The organism is Oceanobacillus picturae, from assembly GCF_000612865.1.
Lineage (GTDB): Bacteria > Bacillota > Bacilli > Bacillales > Amphibacillaceae > Oceanobacillus_B > Oceanobacillus_B jordanicus.
Window position 1 is genome coordinate 1 of sequence record NZ_CCAX010000003.1, and the last position, 26,008, is coordinate 26,008.

At 38.5% G+C, this 26,008-nt stretch carries 22 protein-coding genes; 7 read left to right on the top strand and 15 right to left on the bottom strand.

Annotated elements, in window-relative coordinates; all coding sequences use genetic code 11:
* The first annotated feature begins 632 nt into the window (after positions 1-632).
* Together BN988_RS14540 and BN988_RS14545 are read left to right on the top strand one after the other, a co-directional pair.
* Positions 633-1,535 (top strand): SGNH/GDSL hydrolase family protein, encoded by a 903-nt coding sequence (locus tag BN988_RS14540; protein ID WP_036577584.1) that lies wholly within the window; start codon positions 633-635, stop codon positions 1,533-1,535.
* A gap of 5 nt (positions 1,536-1,540) precedes the next feature.
* Positions 1,541-2,164 (top strand): YpmS family protein, encoded by a 624-nt coding sequence (locus BN988_RS14545; protein WP_036577585.1) that lies wholly within the window; start codon positions 1,541-1,543, stop codon positions 2,162-2,164.
* Between the two features lie 79 nt (positions 2,165-2,243).
* Here the strand turns inward: BN988_RS14545 and BN988_RS14550 are convergent, their stop codons facing one another.
* Positions 2,244-2,873 carry a hypothetical protein gene (locus tag BN988_RS14550; protein ID WP_036577588.1) on the bottom strand — a complete coding sequence of 210 codons (630 nt, stop codon included), beginning with the start codon at positions 2,871-2,873 and terminating at the stop codon, positions 2,244-2,246.
* 224 nt (positions 2,874-3,097) lie between these two features.
* Between BN988_RS14550 and BN988_RS14555 the strand changes: the two genes are divergently transcribed.
* Complete coding sequence (locus tag BN988_RS14555) at positions 3,098-4,720, top strand: ABC-F family ATP-binding cassette domain-containing protein (protein WP_036577590.1); 1,623 nt, start codon at positions 3,098-3,100, stop codon at positions 4,718-4,720.
* 156 nt (positions 4,721-4,876) lie between these two features.
* Here BN988_RS14555 and BN988_RS14560 read toward each other — a convergent pair whose 3' ends face one another.
* Both BN988_RS14560 and BN988_RS14565 read right to left on the bottom strand, forming a co-directional pair.
* Positions 4,877-5,827, bottom strand: coding sequence for an L-threonine 3-dehydrogenase (locus BN988_RS14560; RefSeq protein WP_036577591.1), 951 nt, complete (start codon positions 5,825-5,827; stop codon positions 4,877-4,879).
* A gap of 28 nt (positions 5,828-5,855) precedes the next feature.
* Entirely contained in the window at positions 5,856-7,046 is a 1,191-nt protein-coding gene (locus BN988_RS14565; RefSeq protein WP_036577592.1) for a glycine C-acetyltransferase, read from the bottom strand.
* 440 nt (positions 7,047-7,486) lie between these two features.
* On the opposite strand from BN988_RS14565, the gene BN988_RS19340 reads away from it, so the two are divergent.
* On the top strand, positions 7,487-7,618 hold the full coding sequence (locus BN988_RS19340; protein WP_259343647.1) for a hypothetical protein: 132 nt from the start codon (positions 7,487-7,489) through the stop codon (positions 7,616-7,618).
* Positions 7,619-7,715: 97 nt separating this feature from the next.
* Here BN988_RS19340 and BN988_RS14570 read toward each other — a convergent pair whose 3' ends face one another.
* The 11 genes from BN988_RS14570 to BN988_RS14620 form a co-directional block, all read right to left on the bottom strand.
* Complete coding sequence (locus tag BN988_RS14570) at positions 7,716-8,516, bottom strand: 3D domain-containing protein (protein WP_036577593.1); 801 nt, start codon at positions 8,514-8,516, stop codon at positions 7,716-7,718.
* 519 nt (positions 8,517-9,035) lie between these two features.
* Entirely contained in the window at positions 9,036-10,046 is a 1,011-nt protein-coding gene (locus tag BN988_RS14575; protein WP_036577594.1) for an ABC transporter ATP-binding protein, read from the bottom strand.
* Positions 10,039-11,067, bottom strand: coding sequence for an ABC transporter ATP-binding protein (locus BN988_RS14580; protein ID WP_036577595.1), 1,029 nt, complete (start codon positions 11,065-11,067; stop codon positions 10,039-10,041). The genes BN988_RS14575 and BN988_RS14580 overlap by 8 nt, the downstream gene beginning before the upstream one ends.
* A gap of 17 nt (positions 11,068-11,084) precedes the next feature.
* Positions 11,085-12,005, bottom strand: coding sequence for an ABC transporter permease (locus BN988_RS14585; protein WP_036577596.1), 921 nt, complete (start codon positions 12,003-12,005; stop codon positions 11,085-11,087).
* On the bottom strand, positions 12,005-12,940 hold the full coding sequence (locus BN988_RS14590; RefSeq protein ID WP_036577597.1) for an ABC transporter permease: 936 nt from the start codon (positions 12,938-12,940) through the stop codon (positions 12,005-12,007). Before BN988_RS14590 ends, BN988_RS14585 begins: the two co-directional genes overlap by 1 nt.
* A gap of 297 nt (positions 12,941-13,237) precedes the next feature.
* Positions 13,238-14,923 carry a peptide ABC transporter substrate-binding protein gene (locus tag BN988_RS14595; protein WP_036577598.1) on the bottom strand — a complete coding sequence of 562 codons (1,686 nt, stop codon included), beginning with the start codon at positions 14,921-14,923 and terminating at the stop codon, positions 13,238-13,240.
* Positions 14,924-15,264: 341 nt separating this feature from the next.
* A complete protein-coding gene (locus BN988_RS14600; protein ID WP_036577599.1) occupies positions 15,265-16,200 on the bottom strand; it encodes an ABC transporter ATP-binding protein in 936 nt (311 codons plus the stop codon).
* A gap of 1 nt (position 16,201) precedes the next feature.
* Positions 16,202-17,260, bottom strand: coding sequence for an ABC transporter ATP-binding protein (locus BN988_RS14605; protein ID WP_036577600.1), 1,059 nt, complete (start codon positions 17,258-17,260; stop codon positions 16,202-16,204).
* A gap of 18 nt (positions 17,261-17,278) precedes the next feature.
* Positions 17,279-18,298: an oligopeptide ABC transporter permease gene (gene opp3C / locus BN988_RS14610; protein ID WP_036577607.1), complete on the bottom strand. Its 1,020-nt coding sequence runs from the start codon at positions 18,296-18,298 to the stop codon at positions 17,279-17,281.
* A complete protein-coding gene (opp3b, locus tag BN988_RS14615) occupies positions 18,295-19,227 on the bottom strand; it encodes an oligopeptide ABC transporter permease (RefSeq protein WP_036577609.1) in 933 nt (310 codons plus the stop codon). Before opp3b ends, opp3C begins: the two co-directional genes overlap by 4 nt.
* Before the next feature lie 128 nt (positions 19,228-19,355).
* Positions 19,356-21,041, bottom strand: a complete 1,686-nt coding sequence (locus BN988_RS14620; protein WP_036577610.1) for a peptide ABC transporter substrate-binding protein — start codon at positions 21,039-21,041, stop codon at positions 19,356-19,358.
* A gap of 385 nt (positions 21,042-21,426) precedes the next feature.
* Between BN988_RS14620 and BN988_RS14625 the strand changes: the two genes are divergently transcribed.
* Positions 21,427-21,768, top strand: a complete 342-nt coding sequence (locus BN988_RS14625) for a DUF3899 domain-containing protein (RefSeq protein WP_036577611.1) — start codon at positions 21,427-21,429, stop codon at positions 21,766-21,768.
* A 180-nt stretch (positions 21,769-21,948) separates the two neighbouring features.
* On the opposite strand, the gene BN988_RS14630 is transcribed toward BN988_RS14625, so the two are convergent.
* Complete coding sequence (locus tag BN988_RS14630; protein ID WP_036577612.1) at positions 21,949-22,878, bottom strand: DUF1002 domain-containing protein; 930 nt, start codon at positions 22,876-22,878, stop codon at positions 21,949-21,951.
* Positions 22,879-23,168: 290 nt separating this feature from the next.
* Between BN988_RS14630 and BN988_RS14635 the strand changes: the two genes are divergently transcribed.
* Both BN988_RS14635 and BN988_RS14640 read left to right on the top strand, forming a co-directional pair.
* Entirely contained in the window at positions 23,169-24,374 is a 1,206-nt protein-coding gene (locus BN988_RS14635; protein ID WP_036577613.1) for an MFS transporter, read from the top strand.
* Between the two features lie 264 nt (positions 24,375-24,638).
* Positions 24,639-25,991 (top strand): MATE family efflux transporter, encoded by a 1,353-nt coding sequence (locus BN988_RS14640; protein WP_036577614.1) that lies wholly within the window; start codon positions 24,639-24,641, stop codon positions 25,989-25,991.
* Positions 25,992-26,008: the final 17 nt, after the last annotated feature.

Here is a 26,008-nt window from a genome sequence, read left to right on the forward strand (position 1 = left end):
ACAAAAAAACAGGTTTATCCTTCTGCAAAATGGGGAAAAATAACCTTAACCCTTTTTCTTTCACATATCGCCTTCAAAAAGGCGATTTTTCTTTGATGTAAAAAAAAAAGCGAAGAGCGCACAAAAAGCGACGTACGAACTGCGCCTGGCCATGCCAGGTGGCTCCATGTTGCCACGAAAAGTGGCGGTTTTAATGGAGCATTCCCCGCCGTAGGAGATAAAGGAATCACGATGAGGTACGAATCGATGATGACTTATTGTACGGAGGTGAAGGAAGTTGCGCTAGTCGCTGTGCGCTCTGAGCTAGACAAAGAAAAGCGCAGAGCACACGTATCAAGGAAGACCGACTAAGAACGCCACGCCTTGTGGCAACGCCGGCATGACCTGGATCCACCGGGCCCACGTTGCTCTTCTAACCTAGTATTCCTACATAACATACAAATGAAGTTGTCCACTTCCTAAATGACGGAATTCATGAGATAATCTAGTGTGATATTTTAGAAATACTAGCCTGACAACATGTAATACAGGCCTATCTTGCATAGGATAATATGAATCCAACAAATTAATCTGTTGGAACTTACACTCCCTGACATGTTAAATAAATTCAAACAGCTAGGTGTGGGATATTAATGAAAAAACGTAATGTAATAATACTTATTTTGCTCTCCGTTCTTATTATCGGTATCGGCATGGTTGTTATCTATTCTTACCAACCTAACTCGCAATTTAAAGATGTAACTATTATGGAAAGCGAATTGCCGGAAGAAGAGAAAGAAGACCTTGAGAAAGAAGAAGAAGAGCAGTCTGAACAAGAGTCAGCTAGCGAAACAGAACAGAAGCCCCTGTCAGAGATCGTTGTTAATGTGGTAGAAAGCACCTTGGAGTTCTTTTCATTAAGAGAGACACATGTAACGGCCATCGGTGATTCGCTCACCCAGGGGGTTGGGGCGACAAATGAACAAGGTGGTTATGTCGGAATATTAGACCGTTCCATTAACAAGGAAGAGGATCTTGTAGCATTTGATAACCTTGGAATACGCGGTAATCGCTCAGATCAGTTACTCTCTAGGTTAGAAGATCCCGAGGTAGTAGACTCCATACATCAGTCAGACATTGTCCTTATCACGATTGGTGCGAATGATATTATGCAAGTGGTAAAAGAAAATTTCACCAACCTAAAAATGGAAGACTTTGATGAAGCACGGAACTCGTATGAAGATAGATTAAGGCAAATCTTTTCTAAAATCCACGATATTAGTCCGAAATCTCAAATATACTTATTAGGTTTTTACGATCCTTTTAGTAAATATTTCCGAGAAATTAAGGAGCTTAGCGTTATCGTCGAAGAATGGAACGGTACCAGTCGTAAGGTCACGGAGGAACTGGATAATACAATGTATATTCCAACGAAAGATCTTTTCGAAGGTTCAGAAGCTGATCTGTTTTCCGAAGATAACTTCCATCCCAATGACAAGGGATATAAACGGATTGCTAAAAGGGTGCTTGAATATCTTACAAGTGAAGAAGGATGAAAACAATGACAGATCGAAAAGAACGTAGGAAAGTAAAAAGTAAATGGAAAAAGTTATTTTATAGCTTATTAGCGATAAATGTTGTAGTGGTAGTCATCCTCCTTGCGCTTATCTTCTGGCCAGTCCCTGATGCTTCCTATCCCGAAAATGAGGCTACATCTCAGGATGAAAGCTCAGAATTTGTTGTAAGAACGACAAAACAAAATCTTAATGACCTAATAAACGCTTATACAGACCAATTATTGAAGGGCACGAGTCATCACTACCGTATCGAATTAGATGAGGATGTACACCTGATTGGAGAACTTCCTGTATTCTCCGCAACGGTTCCGCTCTCTGCACACCTAGAACCATTGGTACAGGAAAATGGGGATATTATATTGAAGCAAAAATCAATATCCATAGGGTTACTTGAATTACCGAATCGAAAAATAATGGAGTATATTGGAAAGTACCTCCCAATGCCAGACTGGGTGACCGTGAATCCAAAAGAGGAAGAAATCTATGTTGCCGTAACCGAAATGGATATTCGAAGTAATTTCGAAGTTGGTGTAGAGCATATTGATCTTGAGGCAAATAATCTTGCTTTCCGTATCCGAATCCCTTATCAGACCTTAGGTATTGACTAATGTTGTTGGGAGAGGAAAAAGTAATCGTAATTGCATCGTAATTCTCTCCTAACATAAAAAAACGAGCAATAGCCCGTTTTTATCGAATAACAAATCGTTTAACTTTAGAAGATAATAGAAAAATAAATGATTGCTTTTGTTCTGTCTGCGTTCCAGTTACCAAAGTTTTCTCTTGCCTCATTAAATGACGCGGATAATGTTCTAATTTCCCTTGATAAATTAATTGCATACCTTCCAGCGTTCGTAAATCACCAGGCCTTATAAAATGGGATGGTTTCTTTACCTGGATTGTATTTACACCCTCTAGTACTGTCGCCACAAATTGTGAGCAAAACAGGGCGTTTTTACGATTTATTTTAACATGAAATAATACGCCAAAAAGTCCAATGAAATTATATCGATAATTATCTTTCTTTGCTTCAATTTCTTTTATATTTTCCATGATCTGTTCGCATTCTTCTGCTGAAACGCTACAACTGTAAACAGCACATTGGGAGTTTCTTAGAAAATCACTTGTTACGTCTTCTTCTACAAATCCTCCAATAAAAGGGTTTCTTGGACGTTTTCTTCCAAAGCTATATACTTGCCTTAGCTCTCCATCAAGAGAAATGGAAACGTGGTTTAGCGATTGCCGTGTACAAAAGTTTATGGCCTTTGCTAAGTAAGTACCTGTATCAGTAAATAGCAAATAAATTGTTCGCTCTTGCAAATCAGTCCCCCCTCTCCAATCTTACTTCTCTCTATATGTTAAGATGCTTGTTTCATAATCCCTTTTTATCTACTATTGCAAAAAACGAACAAATATACAAGTAAATTTTTAGAAAAGATTACTTCCTATTATAATATATGCGTGTTATACATTGACGAAACCTCTTAAATACCGTAATCTAACTGTGACTGCAATTTCATTTTTATTGGAGGAATCGGTTATACATGATTAATGTAAATAATGTAAGTTTACGATATGGAGATAAAAAATTGTTTGAGGATGTAAATTTAAAATTTACACCCGGCAATTGTTATGGCCTAATTGGGGCCAATGGTGCAGGTAAGTCAACGTTTCTGAAGGTTTTATCGGGGGAAGTTGAAGCCCAATCCGGAAATGTAAGTCTTTCACCAGGAGAAAGACTTGCCGTATTAAAACAGGATCATTTTGCTTATGAAGATCATCAAGTGTTGGAAACAGTTCTGATGGGTCATGAGGAACTATATGCTGTCAAACAAGAAAAAGATGCTATTTACATGAAAGGCGACTTTTCCGAGGAAGACGGTATGCGTGCAGCTGAACTTGAAGGTGAATTCGCTGAAATGAATGGTTGGGAAGCTGAATCTGATGCCGCTGTTTTATTAAAAGGACTAGGCATTGACGAATCCCTTCACATGTTACAAATGGGTGACCTTGCTGCAGACCAAAAGATTAAGGTACTCCTTGCTCAAGCATTATTCGGTAATCCAGATATTCTTCTACTGGATGAGCCAACAAACGGACTAGATATTCAAGCTATCCAATGGTTAGAAGAATTTCTAATTAACTTTGAGAATACTGTTATTGTGGTATCCCATGATCGTCACTTCTTAAACAAGGTATGTACACACATAGCGGATGTCGATTTTGGTAAAATCCAAATTTATATCGGGAACTATGATTTCTGGTACGAATCCAGCCAGTTGGCTGCACAAATGGCACAAAATGATAACAAGAAAAAAGAAGAAAAAATTAAAGAATTACAGAATTTCATTGCCAGGTTTAGTGCAAACGCCTCTAAATCTAAGCAAGCAACATCAAGAAAGAAAATGTTGGATAATATTACACTAGATGATATCAAGCCATCATCACGTAAATATCCTTACATTGCTTTCACACCTGAACGCGAAATTGGCAATGATCTTTTACGTGTAGAAGGATTAACAAAAACTGTTAGTGGTGTTAAGGTCCTTGATAATATCAGCTTTACAATGAATAAGGACGATAAAATTGCCTTAGTCGGTAAAAACGACATTGCAAAAACAACGCTATTTAGAATCCTTGCAGGCGAAATAGAGCCAGATGAAGGTACGTATAAATGGGGCGTAACAACATCTCAGTCCTACTTCCCTAAAGATAATGCTGCTTATTTTGAAAACAATGACCTACCATTGGTTGACTGGCTTCGTCAATATTCACCAGAGGATGAAACAGAAACATTCCTTCGAGGCTTCCTTGGAAGAATGCTATTCTCCGGTGAGGAAGCACTTAAAAAAGCAAGCGTCCTTTCCGGTGGTGAAAAAGTGCGTTGTATGCTTTCTAAAATGATGCTAAGCAATGCCAATGTTCTAATGTTAGATGAACCTACTAACCACCTTGATTTGGAATCCATTACTTCTTTAAATAATGGACTAATTAAATTCAAAGGTTCGATCTTGTTCACATCACATGACCACCAATTTGTGGAAAGTATTGCTAATCGTCTAATTGAAATTACTCCAAGCGGAATCGTGGACAAAGAAATGAGCTATGATGAGTATGTTGCAGATAAGAAGCTTCAAAAAGAAATTGCTGCAATGTATGCTGGTTAATCTGTTACACTAAACATGAATTCGAGCGAATAACGCAACAAGCGTAATTCGCTCTTTTTTTACCTTAAATACTCGACTTTTTTGTAAAAGTTTGCCTCCCTAAAAAAACACCCCGAAAGATAGTGCCTACCCTTCGGGGTGTTACTTATTGAATTCTTATTGTTTTACAAGCTTCTGTTCTACTTTTTCCAGCATTTCTTTTGTCATTCTATCAATATCATAATCTGCTTTAAAACCCCATTCTTTCGAGGCAACAGATGAATCTATGCTATTCGGCCAGCTGTTAGCGATGTTTTGTCGGACTGGGTCCACATCATAGCTTAATTTGAAATCTGGTATATGCTTTTGAATCGCTGTTTCGAAGTCTTCTGGCGCAGCAGATATCGCAGAAATATTAAAAGCGTTACGATGTTCCAATTTAGCAGGATCAGATTCCATTAACTGGATAATCGCATTTAAAGCATCCGGCATGTACATCATATCCATTTTCGTGCCTTCGCCTATATAAGAGTGATAGGCCTTCTTTTTAGTTGCTTCATAATATATCTCCACTGCATAATCTGTGGTTCCGCCACCCGGCGGTGCTACATAAGAAATTAGGCCAGGAAAACGTACCCCTCTCGTGTCCACACCAAAGCGGTGGTAATAATAATCAGCTAATAGTTCCCCTGCTACCTTATTTACGCCGTACATTGTGTTTGGACGCTGAAGCGTGTCCTGTGGAGTGTTATCTTTTGGCGTAGATGGACCAAATGCGCCGATTGAACTAGGCGTGAAGAATTTTAGATCCAGCTCACGCGCTACTTCAAGGGCATTTACAAGGCCGCCCATATTGATATCCCATGCGACTTTTGGATAGACCTCCGCTTTTGCAGACAGCAATGCAGCCAAGTGCATAACTGTATCTATATTGTACTTGTTTGCTACTTCATGAAGTTGTTCAGCATTCGTCACATCGACGATTTCAAAAGGGCCATCATTATGGCTGCCCTCTGCTTCTCGAATATCTGTACCAATAACATTGTCCGTGCCATAAGTCTCTCGTAGTTTGCCCAAAAGTTCGGAGCCAATTTGACCTAGGGCTCCTGTCACTAGTATTTTTTTCATTTTTTCAAACCCCTCATCTTCGTTGATGCTAGATTATACCCATCTCTTTACCTACTTTTTCATAAACCTTCAAGGCGTTATCCAGCATTTCTTTCGTATGTGCAGCAGTTGGCATGTTACGGACACGCCCCGTGCCTCGTGGAACTGTTGGAAATACAATGGATTTTGCATATACACCTTCTTCATAAAGCCTTCTGCTAAATTTTTGGGTATCATTCTCATCCCCAATTACACAAGGGGTGATTGGTGTTTCACTATTCCCAATATCAAAGCCTAATTCTTTCAAACCGGCTTTCAAGTAGTTTGCATTTTCCCATAGTTTTTCATTAAGTTCTGTGCTTTCCATTAATAACTCGATAGCTCGGGTACTTGCAACTGCATCTGCTGGTGAAACGGCTGTAGAGAAAAGAAATGGACGAGAGCGAACTTTCAGCCAATCAATTAAATTTGCCTTACCAGCGACATACCCACCAATAACGCCAATTGCTTTAGAAAGTGTCCCCATTTGGAAGTCCACTTTATCCTGCAATCCGAAATGCTTCACAGTACCAGCACCTTTACCAAGTACTCCTGATCCATGTGCATCATCCACATAGGTGATGAGATCAAACTCCTCTGCAATTTCTACTATCTCAGGAAGCTTGGCAATATCACCATCCATGGAAAATACACCATCGGTTATAATCATTACTTTATTATAATTGCCTGATTCTGTTGCCTCTTTTGCTTTCTGACGAAGATCTTCCATATCAGAGTGATTCACACGAATTATTTTCGCTTTAGATAGACGACAACCATCAATAATGGATGCATGGTTTAATTCATCTGACAAAATCGCATCATTTTTATCCATAACAGCAGAGATTGCTGCCATGTTACAGTTAAAACCAGATTGGAAGGAAATTGCCGCCTCTGTCCCTTTAAATTCAGCTAGCTTTTTCTCTAAATTTAGGTGGAGGTCCAATGTCCCATTAATCGTACGTACAGCACCAGCTCCAACACCATGTGAATCTACAGCTTCTTTCGCAACCGCTTTCAGTCTATCATCTGTTGCGAGACCTAAATAGTTATTGGAAGACAAGTTCACTAACGACTTTCCATCAATGTTAATTTCCGGTCCGTTTGCACCGATTACTGGATCAATTTCATTATATAATCCACGTTCTTTAAGTTCAGCAATATTTTCATTTAAAAAGTTATTTAGTATCTTACTACTCATTACTTTTTCCTCCTTATATGGCAACCACATGGATTTGTCCCGGTGCAACCGTCCGTAAGTCTCCCACTTCTAAACTTGAGGTGTAACTGTATGTTTTTAGTGGGAGAAAACGGACGCTAACACTCCGATTCGTTCAACTAACAATCAGTGGGGGAAGAATGAACCCCCACTGATTGAAGTTTCACTTTGTTGTACTTCTTCTTTACTTTAAGTTTAACACAAAGCCAACTAAATGTTTAATGGAAGTAGGTACCTGTTAAATAGTCTTACTCTTCTAAAACCCTTACAAATTTGTAAGAATTACCTGTAAAAATGTAACCAAAAAGCATAGATAGGAATATCAATCTCGATTATACTTAAAATATAACGTGAACCTTCAATTGGTGGTGGATTACTGTCAGTTAAGGAGGGATAAATAAATTAATGGAGGCATCAGCATCATGAAGAAGTTACTTGTAGCCTTATTTGCAGTGCTCATCGTTGGATTTGGCGTAATTGGTTATACTCAAGTCAATGATGACGCAACAGAAATAGTTGACGAAAACTCGCATTCTATTAGTGTACAATCTTAAATAATATATGTTTAATATAAAAAAATAAAAGGAAAACATCTACTAAACGATGCTTCCCTTTTATTTTATAAAGCTTATATTTAATTTTATTGTTTACTTATTCAACAACAGTAACATCTACTGTACGAACGCCCCAATCATAAGCGGCATCTTTATTGGGTACGTGCAAGTCAATTTTATTACCTTTAATTGCACCGCCGATATCGGCAGCTGTTGCGTAACCATAACCTTCCACATATACTTTAGAACCAAGTGGAATTACATTAGGGTCAACAGCGATTACTTTTGCATCAGGGTTTTTATTTAAATCAACACCTGTTGAAGTAACACCAGAGCAACCATCACAATTTGCAGTGTACGCAGTTGCTGTTACAGAGATAGTTTTCCCTTCTGCTTTTTGATCGGAATCTGAAGTTTGTTTTGTTGTTTTCTCTGCTTTCGCTTCTTGCTCTTTTTTATCGGCTTTAGCAGTGTTCTGTGTATTTACTTCTTTTTCCTCTGTTTCTTTCTTTTCAACTTTGGTAGCTGGCTTGTTTTCCTCTGCAACGTTTACACCCTGAATTTTTAACTCTTGTCCAATTGTAAGTAAATCAGAGTCTAATTCGTTCCAGTCTTTCAAATCTTCTACCGTAGTATCAAACTTTTGAGAAATACCAATTAACGTATCTCCTTTTTCTACCTCATACATTTCATTAATAAATAATGTTTGTTTTGGTAGTATTACAGTGGATTTTAATTCATTTATGTCAACTAGATCGTCTACGGTTGTATTATATTCGTCTGCAATGTCCCACAGGTTGTCTCCAGGTTTTACCTCGTACTCTTCTGCTGAAACAGTTGTTGCAGCAGCGCCAGCAATAATAATGCCTGTTGCGAATGAAGCTACTAATTTTCTCATTCGATAGTCCCTCCTTGAATTTCTGACATTGACTATCGTACCACACGGGTAGAGCCAATGCAGTTACAAGACTTTTAAGAGTCTATTACAAGCATTACCAAAACTAGCCTCAAATATTACAAATATAATAGATTTGTGTCAAATTACCTATATATCTCACTAATATTACAATAGATTGCTAATATGCCTATCTTGTTACTTAAATGCACACAGAAAAGAAGAGGATGGGACAAAGTTATTTACCCAAATGATAAATCCGAAGGAATGGTGTCTGAAAAACCGCTTCAGAAATATACTTCGCTTTCCATGGGCGGCTGGTGAGCCTCCGGATGCTCCGCATTCCGGGGTCTCGCCTATGCCTTCCTCCCATAGGACAAGGAAGACTGCGACAGCATTGCATCGCACGCAGAAAATCGTTTTTTGATTTTCAAGGAGTCTTCGTATATTTCTTACGCTTATTCTAGCTATCATCCGTCTTTTGACTAAAACTTTCTGTTATGTCCCGTCCTCTTCTATCTATTAATTAGCCTGTTTTTGTTTGTATTCTTGATTGTACTTATCATTATACAAGTGGCATGCAACCCAATGCCCTTCTGTATGCTCTTGCCATTCTGGTTCCACTTTAGCACAAGACTCCATAGCAAATGGGCATCTTGTTCTAAAACGACAACCGCTTGGCGGACTTACAGGGCTCGGCACATCGCCTTCCACTATAATACGCTCGCGAGAACGTTCTACTTCTGGGTTTGAAATGGGAATAGCACTTAGCAATGCCTGTGTGTACGGATGTAAAGGCTCAGCGTACAAATCATCACTTGGCGCAATTTCTGCCATTTTCCCTAAGTACATAACTCCTACCCGATCGCTGATATGTTTTACCATGGACAGGTCATGAGCGATGAACAAGTAGGTAAGCCCATGTTCCTTTTGTAATCTTTTAAGAAGATTAACAACCTGTGCTTGAATAGAAACATCCAGTGCAGATATCGGCTCATCCGCTACAATAAATTTAGGGTCTACTGCCAATGCACGGGCGATACCAATACGTTGACGCTGCCCTCCACTAAACTCATGGGGATACCTGTTACCATGTTCACTGTTGAGTCCCACTGTTTCTAGCAATTCATTTACCTTGTCCATTCTTTCTTTTCTTGAATGAGCCAGCTTATGAATATCAAGCCCTTCTGCAATAATATCCTTAACCGTCATACGTGGGTTTAATGACGCATAAGGGTCTTGGAAAATCATCTGCATATCCTGGTTAAACTTCTTTAATTCCTTTTTACGTTTCTTCCCATGTACGTTTTCGCCATCAAAGTCAACTTTGCCTTCTGTTGCCTCGTATAATCGCATAATGGTTCTTCCTGCAGTAGATTTTCCGCAACCAGATTCCCCTACAAGTCCAAAAGTTTCACCTTTATATATATCAAATGAAACACCATCGACAGCTTTCAATATATTTTTTCTATCTAGTTTAAAATGCTTTTTTAGATCTTTTATTTCTAGTAATTTTTCTTTGCTGCTAAGCATGTGTCTTCACCCCTTCAACTCTTGCAGATTGAGGTGGTTCCACATCAGGAGCACGCTCATCTAGCAACCAGCAGGCTGTTTTTTGTGTTGCAGAAACATCGGTATATTCCGGCATGTGATTCTCACAAACTTTCATTGCATAGGGGCAACGGGTAACGAAAGGACAACCCTTTGGAGGATCCTTTAAATCTGGTGGAGACCCTGGTATCGCCTCCAATTCTTCCGCTTTACTATCTAGACTTGGCATGGAAGAAAGCAAGCCCCATGTATATGGATGTTTTGGTTGATAAAAGATTTCATCAACATTCCCTGTTTCTACAATTTTCCCACCGTACATTACAGCAACCCTACTCGCCGCATTCGCAACTACGCCAAGATCATGTGTAATGAGAATAATAGCTGTTCCAGTTTTCTTTTGGATTTCACGCATCAGATCAAGAATCTGTGCCTGGATTGTTACATCTAAAGCCGTAGTAGGTTCATCAGCTATCAATAGCTTTGGATCACAAGCAAGTGCTATTGCAATCATAGCCCGTTGCCTCATCCCCCCCGAATATTGGTGGGGGTATTGATTGATTCTAGTTTCAGGATTTGGAATACCTACAAGTTTTAGCAACTCAACCCCACGATTATGGGCTGCTTTTTTCGACATATTTTGGTGCTTAATCAGGCCTTCAGCAATTTGCTTTCCAACTGTCATAGTTGGATTTAATGACGTCATTGGATCCTGAAAAATCATACTAATGTCTCTTCCACGAATCTCTTCCATTTGCTTGTCCGACTTATCGACAAGATTTTCGCCATTAAACATGATCGAACCGCTGGTAAATTTTCCGGGAGGCATCGGAGTTAATCTCATAAGTGATTGTGCAGTTACACTTTTACCTGAACCAGACTCTCCGACAATGGCCAACGTTTCCTGTTCATGTAGGTCAAACTCTACACCACGGACCGCCTGAACTTCTCCTCCATACGTATCAAATGCTATCGAAAGGTCTTTCACCTCTAATATTTTACTCATTTGTATCTTCCCCTTTTCTATCTTTCTTTCGGATCTAGAGCATCTCTCATTCCATCTCCAATTACGTTAAAAGCCAGCATGGTCAAACAAATGAAAAAGGCTGGAAAGAATAGCTGGAATGGGAAGTACTGAAACGATGCTAAGGCATCAGATGACATGGTTCCCCAACTAGCAAGTGGTGCAGGGACACCAAGTCCAAGAAAACTAAGGAATGCTTCTGTAAAGATTGCAGTCGGAATAGTTAGTGTTAACGTAACAAGGATCGGGCCCATTGTATTTGGCACGAGATGCTTAAATAGCAACCTTACATTACTCGCTCCTAGTGACTGTGAAGCCAGCACATATTCCTCTGACTTTAATTGCATAACCTGCCCTCTAACAATTCTGGCCATATTTATCCAACCAGTGATCGTCATTGCTATAATCAGCGTCCATAGCCCCTTTGGAAGTATTACCATAAGCAATATTACAACAAGAAGATATGGCACACCGTATAGAATATCTGCAACACGCATCATATACTCATCTACTTTTCCACCAAAGAAGCCTGCAATGGAACCCCAAATAATCCCAATAATAAGGTCAATCAAGGCTGCCATTAGTCCAATAAACAATGAAATCTTGGCACCATACCACGTTCTTGCAAAAATATCTCTACCAAGGTTATCTGTCCCAAACCAATGTTCCGCAGAAGGTTGTTTGTTTGCACTTAAAAGGTCGTTTGAAAAATAATTATGCCCTGATATCGGTCCGCCAAGAAAAGACATGATTCCTAATAGAATGATGACGACTACGCCTGAAAGTGCGAGTTTATTCTTTTTAAAACGACGCCACGCATCCTTCCAATAGGAGTTACTTTCCCCAGCAATTTTCTCAGCTTCACTTTCATCCACATATAGTGGTTCGAAATCTGAATTCTTCAATTGTGTTTGTGCCATTACGATTTGCCTCCCTTGCCAGTAACCTTAATTCGTGGATCAACGAGACCATATAATAAATCCACTAGAAGAATTGATATAAGTAGTAGTACACTAAAGAATACTGTCGTACCCATAATTACGGTGTAATCCCGATTTGTTACACTTTGTACAAACTCACTGCCCAATCCGGGAATACCAAAGATACTCTCAATAATAAAACTTCCCGTAAGGATACTGACAACCAGCGGCCCCAAATAAGATACTACTGGAAGGATGGCATTTCGAAGTCCGTGCTTGTACGTTACTACTTTTTGACTCATCCCTTTGGATTTTGCCGTCTTTATATAATCCGAATTAAGTACTTCCAGCATACTGGAACGCATAAGTCGTGCTATAAATGCTAATGGTGTCGTAGCTAGTGCAACGGCAGGAAGGATGGAATGCCAGAAGGAATCAAATCTAGCTACAGGTAACGCGCCCAGCTTTATAGCAAATATATATTGAAGAATAGTTGCCATTATAAAGCTCGGAACCGAGATACCCAGTACTGCAATTACCATTGCCGCATAATCACCAAACTTGTTATGCTTTATAGCTGCAATAACGCCGAGTAACACGCCAATTGATAAGGCGATAAGAATAGCTTCCAGTCCTAGTATTAGGGAATACGGAAAACTCCTTGCAATAATTTCCGTTACATCTTGACCAACATATTTAAAGGAAGGGCCAAAATCAAAGGAGAAAGCGTTGACCACATAATTCATATACTGTACGTGCAATGGTTCATCCAACCCATATGCTTCGTTCATTTGAGCCTCTATTGCAGGAGTCAATTTTTTTTCGGCTGCAAAGGGACCACCTGGGGCGGCCTGCATTAAGAAAAAAGTAATGGTTACGATTAAAAATAAAGAAACAACAATGTAAACAAGTCGTTTCAGCAGATATCTAGCCAAATGTACACACCTCCACTTTTCTTTCTAAATAAACGCAGTATTTAGTTAATTCCAAATTTAAAGGGGGTGAAATGGTTCACCCCCTAAAAAGTACCGAGTCACCCAACATGTTGGTGTCAGATACACAACTGATAAACAAAGCTCTAGTAGGAACTTCGCTATTATGTTCATTATTCTTTCTAGGAGTTTAATAGTCGTGTTGTTATTTCCTGGAATTTTCTATGTTAAAAGATATGGGGAGTATAGGGGTATATAAATTATATACCCCTATACTCCATTATTGTTTATTATCTTTTTTTACTCTTCTGTTAGATAACCCCACTTAAATTGTACTCCTCCAAGACCAGAAACTTCGATATTTTTAACATAGTCTTTACTTAACCATGCGTTTGTATAGAAGTATACTGGGGCAATTGGCATCTCATCCATAAACAGCTTCTCTGCTTCACGTAAGATTTCTTTACGTGCATCAGCATCGCCCTCTGTTCTTGATTGCTCAAGTAGATCGGAGTACTCTTCGCTCTCCCAATTTGTATAGTTATTTCCACCAACTGATTGGAAGATTTCAAGGAAGTTGATCGCATCGTTAAAGTCAGCTAACCAACCCATTCTTCCTGCTTGGAAGTTTCCTTCGCTCATGCTGTCAAGATATACGTTCCACTCTTCATTATTTAATTCAACATCTACACCAAGATTTTCTTTCCACATATCCTGTACGGCCTGCGCAATTGCAGCATGCCCTTCATCCGTGTTATAAGACAAGCTTATTTGTGGTAATTCGTCCATACCTAATTCTTCTAAGCCAGCTTCCAAATATTCTTTTGCTTGCTCAGCGTTATTGTCTTCAAAATATCCTTCTTCATTTTCTTCCCAGATTGATGGAGGAACTAATGCCATTGCAGGCTGTTCTTCACGCTGTGTAATACTTTGAACAATTCCTTCACGGTTAATCGCTGAAGCAAATGCTTTACGGATATTTGCATTATCAAAAGGCGACTCTTCAGTGTTAAATGCATAATAGTATACACCTGCTAGTGACGATAGATTTAACGATCCGTCCTGCTTCAAAGATGGAATTGCTGGAAGTGGTAATGAGCTTGTTGGATCCCCTGCCCAATCTAATTCTCCATCATTGTACATTTCAAGTGCTGTGTTAGCATCGTCAACCATATACATGTTAATTGTTTCAAGTTTTACAGTTTCGGCATCCCAGTAATCTTCATACTTCTTAAGTACTACCTGATCTTTATGTGCCCATGATTCCAAAGTGAATGGACCATTTGTTACATACATGTCAGATGCTTCCTGTGCCCAGTCATCATTACCTTCTACTACGTTGTGGTTAACTGGATAATAAGTATAAAATGCTGTTAGATCAAGGAAATATGGAGTTCCTTGGTTTAATTCTACGACAAGTGTTTTGTCATCTTCTACCGTGATTCCTACATCATCCAAGGATGCCCCTTCTTCTTTTGCTGCTTGAGCTCCTTTAATTGGATATAGCTGGTAAGCATAATCAGTGTCTGCATGGTCAGGATCTAATACCCATTTCCAAGCATATTCAAAATCCTGTGCTGTTACAGGATCACCATTTGACCAAGTTGCATCCTCACGAATTTTAAACGTGTATGTTTTTTGGTCATCTGAGACTTCATATGACTCAGCCATTGCTTCTTCCACTTCGCCATCTTGGTTAATTCGCATTAGACCTTCGAAAACCTGATCAAGCACAGCTCCGGAAGTAGTATCCGACGCGGTCCCTGGATTTAATGAAGGTGGCTCTGTTTTTATGTTTATATCAAATGTTTGGTCAGAAGCAAGCTTCTCTTCCCCATCTGATCCTTCTGAATTATCTGAACTGTCTTCCCCTGCATTACTGTCTCCACTGGATTCTTCTCCCGAATCATCCCCGCTACATGCTGCTAATAGAAGACCTAAAGCAAAAACCAAAGTTAATAGCAAAAACCATTTCTTCTTTAACATTCATTGACCCTCCTAATTCTTCTCTAGTTTAATTAACAGATAATTCGAAATTACCCATGAGCAAATTATACTACTAATTTAGAATTATTTCACTACTTTTTTGCAAAAAAATTAGTATTATTAGATATTTAAAATATTCAGTTATTTATCCATACACGTTTCAACCCCTTGCTATTACTTGGATATAGACTGGTAGAATTAAGAGTTTTTAACTTAAAAAATTTTGTGATTACTCTATTTAAAATACATATAACCTAAAAAGCTCCGATTACCAAATCTGATAATCGGAGCCTTCTATTTAATTAGGCAAATTAAGTTGTAGTTTCTCTCTAGTAAAACCTTTATACAATATACTTTGCTTTGTATTCTGCAAACTCTTTCTCTGAACAGCTGACAAAATGCCCTGGTGCTACTTCACGCATTTTTACCTCTTCCCCTTGCTCATACTTATGCTGACTAGCGTCATAAGTTTTTCGCACTCTTGACCGCTCGTAATCAGGGTCTGGAAGCGGAATAGCTGAGAGTAATGATTGCGTATAAGGATGCATGGGGTTACGGTATAAATCCTCTGCTGGAGCAAGTTCAACTAACTTCCCAAAATACATAACTCCAATGCGATCACTTATATATTTAATCATGGACAAATCATGCGCTATGAATAAATAAGTTAACTCTTTTTCTTTTTGCAATTTCTTCAACAGGTTAACTACTTGCGCCTGAATCGATACATCCAAAGCCGAAATAGGCTCATCAGCAATGATAAATTCAGGATTTACTGCTAATGCTCGAGCAATACCGATCCTTTGTCTTTGTCCACCAGAAAATTCATGGGGATAACGATTGGCATGTTCACGATTAAGACCTACTGTCTCCAACAATGAGTATACTTTTTCCATCCGCTCTTTTTGTGATTTGGCAAGCCCGTGGATATCCATTCCCTCTGCAATAATATCAGATACCTTCATCCTCGGATTTAAGGATGCATAAGGATCCTGGAAAATCATTTGCATTTTCTGGTTAAATTCCTTTAACTCAGAACTAGATTTTTTTCCATGAACATTTACACCTTTATACAGAACCTCACCATCTGTAGCATCGTATAAACGTATTATCGTTCTTCCGGTTGTCGATTTCCCACAACCAGATTCCCCAACAAGCCCTAATGTTTCGCCTTTATAGATATCAAAAGTTATCCCATCAACAGCGCGGACCTCTTTCGGTTTTCCAACATTAAAATGTTGCTTAAGATTTTTTACTTCCAATAGCTTTTCCGTCAAGTCACTCTCCCCCTTTCAAAGAATCAGCTTGTTTCGCGTGGAATTTAGCCATTCTTTCTTTGACCGCAGTAGGTGGCTCTACTTTTGGCGAATTAGGGTGCAGAAGCCATGTGGCTGCAAAATGAGTGTCTGACACTTTGAACATTGGGGGTTCTTCTTCCAAATCTATCATCATTGCATAAGGGTTCCTTTGAGCAAAAGCATCACCCTTAGGGGGATTAAGCAAGTCTGGTGGAGTACCAGGAATCACGTAGAGCTCCTCTTCTGTACTATCCAGGCTAGGCATTGAGCTAATTAGCCCCCATGTATATGGATGTTGTGGATTATAAAATATTTCATCCACTGTTCCAATTTCGACAATTTTACCACCATACATGACTGCTACACGGTCAGCAACATTTGCTACAACCCCTAAGTCATGCGTAATAAAAATAATCGATGTCTCAATTTGTTTTTGTAGATCTTTCATTAAGTCCAATATTTGGCCTTGTATCGTAACATCCAAAGCAGTTGTTGGTTCATCTGCAATCAGTACTTTAGGAGCACAAGCGAGTGCAATAGCAATTACCACACGTTGTCTCATTCCTCCAGAGAATTGATGCGGATATTGCTTTAGGCGAATTTCCGGTTTGGGAATTCCGACTAAATCCAACAATTTAATTGCACGTTCCTTTGCTTCCTGTTTGCTTAACTTTTGATGTTTTAATAAAGGCTCCATAATCTGCTTTCCTATTGTCATTGTAGGATTCAAAGAGGTCATCGGATCCTGGAAAATCATCGAAATATCCTGACCACGCACTTTTTGCATCTCTTTTTCCGATGCTTTGGTAAGATCTTTACCATTAAAAAGGATGTTCCCAGCCTTTATTTCAGAATTCCCTGGGGGTAGCAAGCGCATAATAGACTTGGTTGTTACCGATTTACCAGAACCAGATTCTCCTACAATCGCAAGCGTTTCTCCTTCATTTAAATCAAAGTCCACTCCACGGATTGCCTGTACTTCTCCTGCAAATGTATGGAACGATATATGAAGATCTTTCACTTCCAATAGTTTTTTCATATCCATTTCACCTCAATTTTAATCGCGCATTTTTGGATCAAATGCATCACGAAGTCCATCTCCAATTAAATTACATGTTATTAAAATAATACAAATCACAATACATGGAATAACCATTAAGTGAGGCAAGAATTGGAACGTTTTATATCCGTCGGAAATTAATGTACCTAGGGATGCTTCTGGTGCCTGTAATCCAATTCCAATAAAACTTAGAAAAGCTTCAAAGAAAATAGCACTTGGTATCGTGAACATCGTGTTTATAATAATAACGCCTGACAAATTTGGTAATAAGTGTTTGAATAGCAATCGATTGTTCTTGGCTCCAAGTGTTCTTGAAGCTAAGATATACTCCTGATCTTTTAGTTTTAATACTTGTCCACGTACTACCCTAGCCATTCCGATCCAGCCAGTGATAACCATGGCAATTGTAATGGATAAGATACCAGGATTTAAAATCAATAACATTAAAATTACAACGATCAAGTTCGGTATACCAGAAAGTATCTCGAGAATTCGTTGCATGACATTATCAACTCTTCCGCCTTTAAAACCAGAAATCAAACCGTATATCACACCAATGAGCATATCGATAACTGCTGCTAAAAGTGCTATATATAACGAAACTCTAGTTCCCAACCAAGTACGAGTGAATAAATCACGTCCAAGGCTATCTGTTCCAAACCAGTAATAATCGTCTATATTGAGATCTTCATATTTATTTACTTCTTCCCCACCAATTTTCTGGGTACCATCAAATATCCCTAATTTTTCTAAACCTTGGATACGAGGCGCAAGGTTGTTTCTTGTAACATCTTGTTCGTACCCGTCGTGAGGAGAAAGATGTGGGCCTATTATAGCCATGAGAACCACAATCGCCAAAACAACTAAACTAATGAGCGCCCCTTTATTCTTTCTAACACGAAGCCAAGCATCTTTACTAAACGAAAGTTGTGGTTTCGCGATTCTCTCATTATCACCATTCTGCTGAGGAGCAGGTGCAAACCGGTGCTTTTCTATCTCTTCTGCACTTTTTGTCATGATTTATCCCCTCCAGCCAAGCGGATTCTTGGATCAATAATTCCATAGAGTATATCGATAATCAAAATGATCACTGTTAACAAGAAAGCAAAAAACAGTGTTGTCCCCATAATGATTGGGAAATCATTTGTTTGAATGGATTTTACAAACTGCTCACCAATTCCTGGAATAGCAAATATTTGCTCTACAACCATGGAGCCGGTCATTAATCCAACGGCCATTGGCCCTAGTACAGTTATCAGGGGAATGAGCGCATTGCGGACAGCATGTTTGAAGGAAACTTCCATTCTGGAATTACCTTTTGCTTTAGCTAATGTGATATAGTCAGATCCTAAAACATCAATCAGTTCCGTTCTCATAAAACGAGCTGCTGTTGCGATAGGGAAAATTGCTAATGCAATGGTAGGCATGATTGATGAGGAAAATCCATCCCATGAAGCGACGGGGAGCCATCCGAGCTTAACTCCTATTACGTATTGAAGGAGTGCTGCAAATACAAAGGATGGTATTGATTTTCCAAATACCGCCAAAAACGTACTCCCGTAATCAATCCACGTATTTTGGAACATTGCAGCCAGTACACCAAGTAAGATACCAATTATTGTTCCTACTAGCATTGCTTGAAAACCAAGCTGTAATGATGGTCCTACTCGATTTGCTAATAGGTGCGTTACAGATTGATTGTCAAATTGAAATGATACTCCCAAATCACCTTTTACAATATTGATCATATAATTCGCATATTGTACAGGTACCGGTTGATCCAAGCCATACTTCTCATTTAAAATTTCTCGCTGTTCAACTGATAATTTTTCTTCATTTTGAAATGGGGTACCAGGCAGAAACTTCATTAAGAAAAATGTTACTGAAGCTATAATAAACAACGTAATAACTAGAAAAATTATACGCTTTGTAATATACTTCGCCATCCTGTTTCCTCCTAAACACAAATAAATGAAAATTTTCTAAATAAATGGGTACAAAAACGGGTAAAAGAGAGTATATGAAATACCCTCTTTTACCATTTTGCTGGTTATTCTTTTAATAATTACTTGCCTTACTTTTCAATTGTTACATTTTTAAGTGAATAATCTGGGCCAAATAAGTGTTCTTCTAGCCCTTTTACATATGGTTTAATCAGTGTTAATCTACCGCGTTGGTAAATAGGTGCAACTACTGTATCCTCTTGTACTAAAAGTTTTTCAGCTTCTAACATTACTTCCCAACGTTTAGCAGGATCATTTGCATATTTCACTTTAGCATCGTCAATTAACTGATCGTATTCTTCACTTGAATAACCAGTATTATTGTTTCCACCGTCTGTAACATACAAGTCAAGGAAGGTCATTGGATCTAGATAGTCAGGTCCCCAACCATGCATTACAATATCGTAATCTTGCTTCGTCACTGTATCAAGACGTACTTTAAATGGTACATTTTTCAGATTAACAGTTAGACCTTCAAGATTTGTTTCCAATTGATTTTTGAAATACTCAGACGTTTTTTTGGCATTTTCTGTATCATCACTTAGATAATCTAGGTTAAGTTCATCAACGCCTAATTCTTTCAAGCCTTTTTCCCAATACTCTTGAGCTTTTTCTACATCATAGGAAATTAAGCTTCCACTTTCTTCTCTGAAGTCTTCACCAGTCTCCGGATTTTTTGCCAAGCCTCTTGGCACATAACCGTCAGCTGGAACGGAACCGTTAGATAGTACCTGTTCAGTATAAGCCTCTTTGTCAAAAGACATAGCTAACGCTTTACGAATATTCTCATTAGCTAATGGCGTTTCTTCACCATTACGTTCTTGGTTAAACTTCAAATACCAAGAGCTTCCTTCTTCAAAGGTAGCAGCATTTTCGTTACCTTTGTACTGTTTCGCATATTCAGCGCTTAGGGCAGCTGTACGATCTGCTTTTCCAGTCTCAAATAAGTTAACCGCAGTACCTGGTTCTTTGGAAATCTGTACATTTACTTCATCTAAGCTTACGTTGTCTAAATCGTAGTATTCGTCATTTTTAGTATATTTCCAATTTAGGCCTGTGCCATCCCACTCTTCAAGTACAAATGGACCGTTTGCTAGCATATTGTCACTATTTGTACCAAAATCGTCACCTTTTTCTTCAACGAACTCTTCATTTAATGGTAAGTAAGTTCCAAATGCAAGTAATGAATTCAAATACTCAACCGGTTCTTCAAGAGTTACCTTTAAAGTGTAATCATCAGTTGCTTCTACACTCAATTCTTCTGGATCAGCTTCTCCATTTACGATCGCCGTTGCATTTTCTATAATCCCAGAAAACATGTAAGCGTATTGTGACCCAGTATCAGGATCTACTGCTCTTTTCCAAGCATAAACAAAATCGTTTGCAGTGACTGAATCACCGTTAGACCATTTTGCATCTTCACGCAATTTAAAAGTGTATTCTTTTCCATCTTCACTTATTTCAGGCTCCCCATCGGCTATTGCTGGGATAGGGTTATCATTTTCATCTAAAATATATAGACCTTCCATTGTTTGTCCAAAAACAATAAAGCTTGAGGCATCTGTAGCTAGTGCCGGGTCGCCAGTCGGAATTTCTGCTGTTTCTATCATATTTAGGACTTGTTTCCCTGAGTCTGAGGAATTGTTACTATCTCCTCCGTCACCACTGCCAGAATCTGAACCAGAGTTACAGGCAGAAAGCACTAATCCTACTGTTAAAGCTAAAGCAATAATGAGATAATATTTTGACTTTTTCACTTTTTACACTCCCTTTTCTTATTCACAATAGTTATTATACAAACAAGGAAATTAATTGTAAATTGTCTTTTAATTCGATAAAATTTGACATTTTACGTCGTAAAATAGGTCAAACTGTTGTGTTATAAGGGTTTATAAGGGGAATCTTCAAACAATTTTCGACAAAATCAGCGCTTTATTTCATAATTTTTCCAATCTTTAAAATACCAAATTCTTTCAGTAATTCCAACTAATAGTTACTTAATCACTAAGGACTTTAGACTATCTAGTGTTAATGGGTACCCCTTGTTTTACCTCTTTTTCTCTGTCCAGTAACATAGAATTTATAATTTCTAAATAACTAGTGATATAATGATTCATATATTCTTTTAAGGAAGTTGATAATATGTTAAAAAAAGTCTTGTGGTGGATTGTCATCTCACAATTATTAATCCTTTTGTTCTCTTTTATTTTTTACAAAGGGATTAACCTTCTATCCTATACAAATGTCTCCTTTATTGTTGGTACCTTCTTCATTCTTTATTCATTAGCTGGTTATGTATTAAAAGGGCGATTTTTTGATATTGTATTCTATAGTTTTCAGCATTTTTTTAGCCGCATGCAGGATAAGGACAGGCGTCCACTATCAGAACTCGTACCGCAAAACTACTTAATCCCTTTCATAGTAGGTGTAATAACAATAGCTGTAATGCTTTGCACTTTATTATGGTATAACCTATCTATTTAAGTATGGTTACGTATCTATAAAAAAATAATCACAATAAAAGCACTTATAGCCCCGCGAGGTCAAGTGCTTTTATTGTGATTTTTAAAATCTGTACTTAAATGCAATCGTTTGTAAATGGTTTTATCATTTGGTAAAGATGGATAACACCCAACCTTTGTTCCACACATCCACTAATTATATCTAGTTAAATAATCCTTTTATCATATTACTGAGAGACTGGAAAATTTCTCGGAAAAAGTTTCCTACCTTCTCCCAAAAGCTCTCATCTAAACCGAGTTCATCTGCTTTATCTTTAATTGTTGAAGCAATATCTTCTAATTGATTTTTTACCTGATCAAAATTTATATTAAGATCACGCATTCTATTAAATAAATCAACTAGCATTTGTCTATCCGCATCACTTAACGTGATGTTTAACTTGTTTAATTGATCTTCAACAATTTGTTCAACTTCCTCTTTTGTTGCAGGGTTTTGCTCAGCAATCATCTTCTTGATCTCTGCTAATAACTCACTTACTTTCTCTTGGTCCATACCTTCTTTTTCCGCAAGGTCTGTAGCAACATCGAGCTCGTCACTAGCTAATTCCATCCGTTCCTTATCGAGCTCTTCTCCCTCAACATCATACGCTTTATAAATACCTGTCAAAGCAGAATGACCACTAACCTTTACCGGTGAGGCAACATCAACGGTGGCATTTTCAACACCAGCAGTAAGCAACGCATTGGCATACATTTCCTTTGTTACTTCCGTTATATTTTCTGGTGTTACAATATTGATCGTCAGCCCATTTCCTTCCTCTTGTCGCACTATCTTTGCACTTGAATACATATTGGAGTGCACATCACCGTTAATATATTTCGCTATATCCTCTCCTGTAACATTGTATTCTTGTACTGCTGTAGCATCGGCAACCTTCAGTAAGCTACGAACCTCTTCTCTCTGTGATTCTGATAAAGTGTCACCATAAACAACAATTGGAGCTCCGAGCTTTTCATTGATACTGTCTGAATCACTGGCACCACTATCAGCCATAACCTGTACGGAAGTTCCCAACATAAATAATGCAATAAGCATAAAAATGAAGACTTTTTTTATCGTAAATTTTTTCATCTTCGTTTCCCCTTTTTCTTAAGATAATAAGAAGGTTATTGTGCGAGGGTTCAACTCCATGCGGCTTTCTGCACTTTTTAGCATATGCCTGTCCATTTGGCAATATCCCTCATTACTATTATACATTTTTCCGTAATAAATGAATACAGTTGAATTGTTAAGAAAAGGAATGCAAATAACTTTAAACAAAGGGTAAAATAAGATATATTTAGGGTAACGAAATATTTTTAAGAAAGAAGGGCATTGCAATCATTGATCATAATAGTTTAGTAAAACGAAACTTAGCTATCATGTGGTTAGCTAACTTTTTTATTGCAGGAAGTATCACAATGGTACTGCCGTTTATCTCTTTATATATAGAATCTTTGGGAAATTTCTCTGATGCTTATGTGCAAAATTGGTCTGGTTGGATCTTTGCTATTACGTTCGTATCTGCTTTTCTCTTTTCACCGATATGGGGGAGAATTGGTGACAAATACGGCAGAAAAAGGATCCTCATTATATTAGCCATTGGATTAGGTTTATCTGTATTTTTAATGGGCTATGCCACCACCGTCTGGCAGCTTTTTTTATTGCGATTGTTTATGGGTATCGTAACTGGGTTTATCCCAATGTCACAGGCGTTCATTTCTACACAAACTCCCAAAGAAATTGCTGGGAAAGTCTTAGGAACCTTGCAAACTGGGAGTATTACAGGAACGTTAATGGGTCCATTACTCGGTGGGGTCCTCGCAGATGCATTTGGCTATGCAAGCACCTTTAAATGGGTATCTCTAACCGTATTTCTTTCTGCTATTATAGTATTCTTTGGCATTAAAGAACTGAATTTGAGAATTTCTGAAGATGATTCGGATTATAAATCCTACTCGAGTAAAGAGGTCATTCTTCATATTATAAGAAAACCCGTCTTACTTGTAGTAATGTTGATTTCTGTACTTGTTCAAATAGCACACTTTAGCATTCAGCCGATCCTGTCATTGTTCGTCGCCGAAATACACGGCCCAGCGAGTATTGCTTTCTTTTCTGGCATGGCCTTCTCTGCAGCCGGGCTCGGTAATTTACTTATGACTAGAAGGTGGGGAAGGTTAGGTGATCGAATTGGCTATATCAAGATTCTCATCTTCCTTTTATTCATGGCAGGAATCGTCTACTTACCTGGTGCATTTGTTACAAATATCTGGCAATTAGTAGTTCTAAGATTTTTGCTGGGGATTTCTATTGGCGGTATTATACCAGTACGTATAGCATATATAAGGCAGGAGGCGCCACTCTCCATGCAAGGGGAAGTGCTCGGGTATAACACCAGTCTACGCTTTCTTGGAAACATTATTGGCCCTGCGTTAGGAGGAGCGCTGTCTGGATTCTTCGGCTTCTCCTCTGTATTTGTTGTGACAAGCGTACTACTTATCATTAGTGGGGTTATCATGCTTGTGACATGGTATAAACATGAATATAGTGGAGGACACAGTCATTCCTTTTCCGCCTCACGACATTAGCTAGTTAACCACCTTTTTAAAATGCATGACGCTCTATAGCATCCCAGGGAGCCTTTGCCCCCTTGGGATGTTTTTTATTGTCATCTTCTAGATGGCGAGGGACTACTTGTCCAATTGGGATAGGTATTAATGTAATAAATTTGTACCTTTTTATTTTCTCAAATAAAAGGTAGACTGTCTTTATTGCCCAGAACCAAATTGCATTTATTAAGCCATTAGTTAATGATTATATATTCTTTATTTTAAAAGGAAAGAGGGGTCTGTATGAAAGAAAATAAAACGAAGCATCTCACGTTATTCGCTCTTACGTGGCCTATTTTTGTCGAAATACTACTGCACATGCTGATGGGAAATGCCGATACACTTATGCTCAGTCAGTATTCGGATAAAGCGGTTGCCGCTGTTGGTGTATCCAACCAAATACTCTCTGTTGTAATTGTTATGTTCGGTTTCGTAGCACAGGGGGCAGCAATATTAATTGCACAAAACCTGGGGGCAAATCGCAGCAAACAAGCCGGAGAAATTTCTGTGCTTTCAATCAGCTTAAACCTTTGGTTCTCCCTTCTATTAAGCGTCGCACTGTTTTTTGGCGCAAAAGCTATCCTACGTATCATGGATCTTCCAAATGAAATTATGGGTGAAGCTACAGCCTACATGCAAATTGTTGGGGGACTTATTTTTGTTCAGGCACTCATTATGACAACTGGTGCTATTTTGCGAAGCTATGGACATACAAAGGATACAATGATGGTCACTATTGGTATGAATATCTTAAATGTGATCGGAAACTACTTCGTTATCTTTGGACCGTTCGGATTTCCTGTCTTTGGTGTAGCAGGTGTTGCTTATTCCACCGCCATTAGCCGTTTCATCGGTTTTGTTGTACTGTTATTACTCCTTATTAAACGTACGCAAGGCGAGCTAGACTTTTCGCGATTTCTTCGCTATCCAAGGCAGCATGTAAAAGGGTTACTGCAGATTGGTATTCCATCTGCAGGTGAACAGCTTTCCTATAATGCTAGTCAAATGGTTATTACATACTTTGTAGCACAGCTTGGTACAGTAGCTATTACAACCAAAGTATATGCCCAAAATATTATGATGTTTATTTTTCTCTTCTCGATTGCCATTGGCCAAGGAACTCAGATTTTAATTGGCCATATGATTGGCGCTGGGAAGATAGAAGATGCTTATGAACGTGCGATAAAGAGCCTGCGAATTTCTATTTTCATTTCCTTGGGAACAGCAGGCCTGGTCTATATACTTCACGATCAATTACTTGGCATTTTTACAGACAATCCAACCATCCTAGAAACTGGTGCCTTCCTTCTACTGATGACTGTTATTTTAGAGCCAGGAAGAGCATTTAATTTAGTAATGATCAGTTCATTACGAGCAGCTGGCGATGTAAAATTCCCCGTTTATATTGGCATTGCTTCCATGTGGGGAATCAGCGTAACGTTTGCATGGTTCTTCGGAATCTTTTTGGACCTTGGCCTCATTGGAATTTGGATTGCGTTTATCGCGGATGAATGGCTAAGAGGAGTCTTTATGTTACGTAGATGGAGGAAACGTCACTGGGTTAGCATGAGTTTTGTTGATCGGACAGAGCAATAACCATCGGGTTTGTTGAC

Bases quoted from the DNA above. Each gene is read 5' to 3' on its own strand.
- BN988_RS14540 (WP_036577584.1), top strand. From the start codon at position 633: ATGAAAAAACGTAATGTAATAATACTTATTTTGCTCTCCGTTCTTATT.
- BN988_RS14545 (WP_036577585.1), top strand. From the start codon at position 1,541: ATGACAGATCGAAAAGAACGTAGGAAAGTAAAAAGTAAATGGAAAAAG.
- BN988_RS14555 (WP_036577590.1), top strand. From the start codon at position 3,098: ATGATTAATGTAAATAATGTAAGTTTACGATATGGAGATAAAAAATTG.
- BN988_RS14560 (WP_036577591.1), bottom strand. From the start codon at position 5,827: ATGAAAAAAATACTAGTGACAGGAGCCCTAGGTCAAATTGGCTCCGAA.
- BN988_RS14565 (WP_036577592.1), bottom strand. From the start codon at position 7,046: ATGAGTAGTAAGATACTAAATAACTTTTTAAATGAAAATATTGCTGAA.
- BN988_RS19340 (WP_259343647.1), top strand. From the start codon at position 7,487: ATGAAGAAGTTACTTGTAGCCTTATTTGCAGTGCTCATCGTTGGATTT.
- BN988_RS14570 (WP_036577593.1), bottom strand. From the start codon at position 8,516: ATGAGAAAATTAGTAGCTTCATTCGCAACAGGCATTATTATTGCTGGC.
- BN988_RS14575 (WP_036577594.1), bottom strand. From the start codon at position 10,046: ATGCTTAGCAGCAAAGAAAAATTACTAGAAATAAAAGATCTAAAAAAG.
- BN988_RS14580 (WP_036577595.1), bottom strand. From the start codon at position 11,067: ATGAGTAAAATATTAGAGGTGAAAGACCTTTCGATAGCATTTGATACG.
- BN988_RS14585 (WP_036577596.1), bottom strand. From the start codon at position 12,005: ATGGCACAAACACAATTGAAGAATTCAGATTTCGAACCACTATATGTG.
- BN988_RS14595 (WP_036577598.1), bottom strand. From the start codon at position 14,923: ATGTTAAAGAAGAAATGGTTTTTGCTATTAACTTTGGTTTTTGCTTTA.
- BN988_RS14605 (WP_036577600.1), bottom strand. From the start codon at position 17,260: ATGAAAAAACTATTGGAAGTGAAAGATCTTCATATATCGTTCCATACA.
- opp3C (WP_036577607.1), bottom strand. From the start codon at position 18,298: ATGACAAAAAGTGCAGAAGAGATAGAAAAGCACCGGTTTGCACCTGCT.
- opp3b (WP_036577609.1), bottom strand. From the start codon at position 19,227: ATGGCGAAGTATATTACAAAGCGTATAATTTTTCTAGTTATTACGTTG.
- BN988_RS14625 (WP_036577611.1), top strand. From the start codon at position 21,427: ATGTTAAAAAAAGTCTTGTGGTGGATTGTCATCTCACAATTATTAATC.
- BN988_RS14630 (WP_036577612.1), bottom strand. From the start codon at position 22,878: ATGAAAAAATTTACGATAAAAAAAGTCTTCATTTTTATGCTTATTGCA.
- BN988_RS14635 (WP_036577613.1), top strand. From the start codon at position 23,169: ATGTGGTTAGCTAACTTTTTTATTGCAGGAAGTATCACAATGGTACTG.
- BN988_RS14640 (WP_036577614.1), top strand. From the start codon at position 24,639: ATGAAAGAAAATAAAACGAAGCATCTCACGTTATTCGCTCTTACGTGG.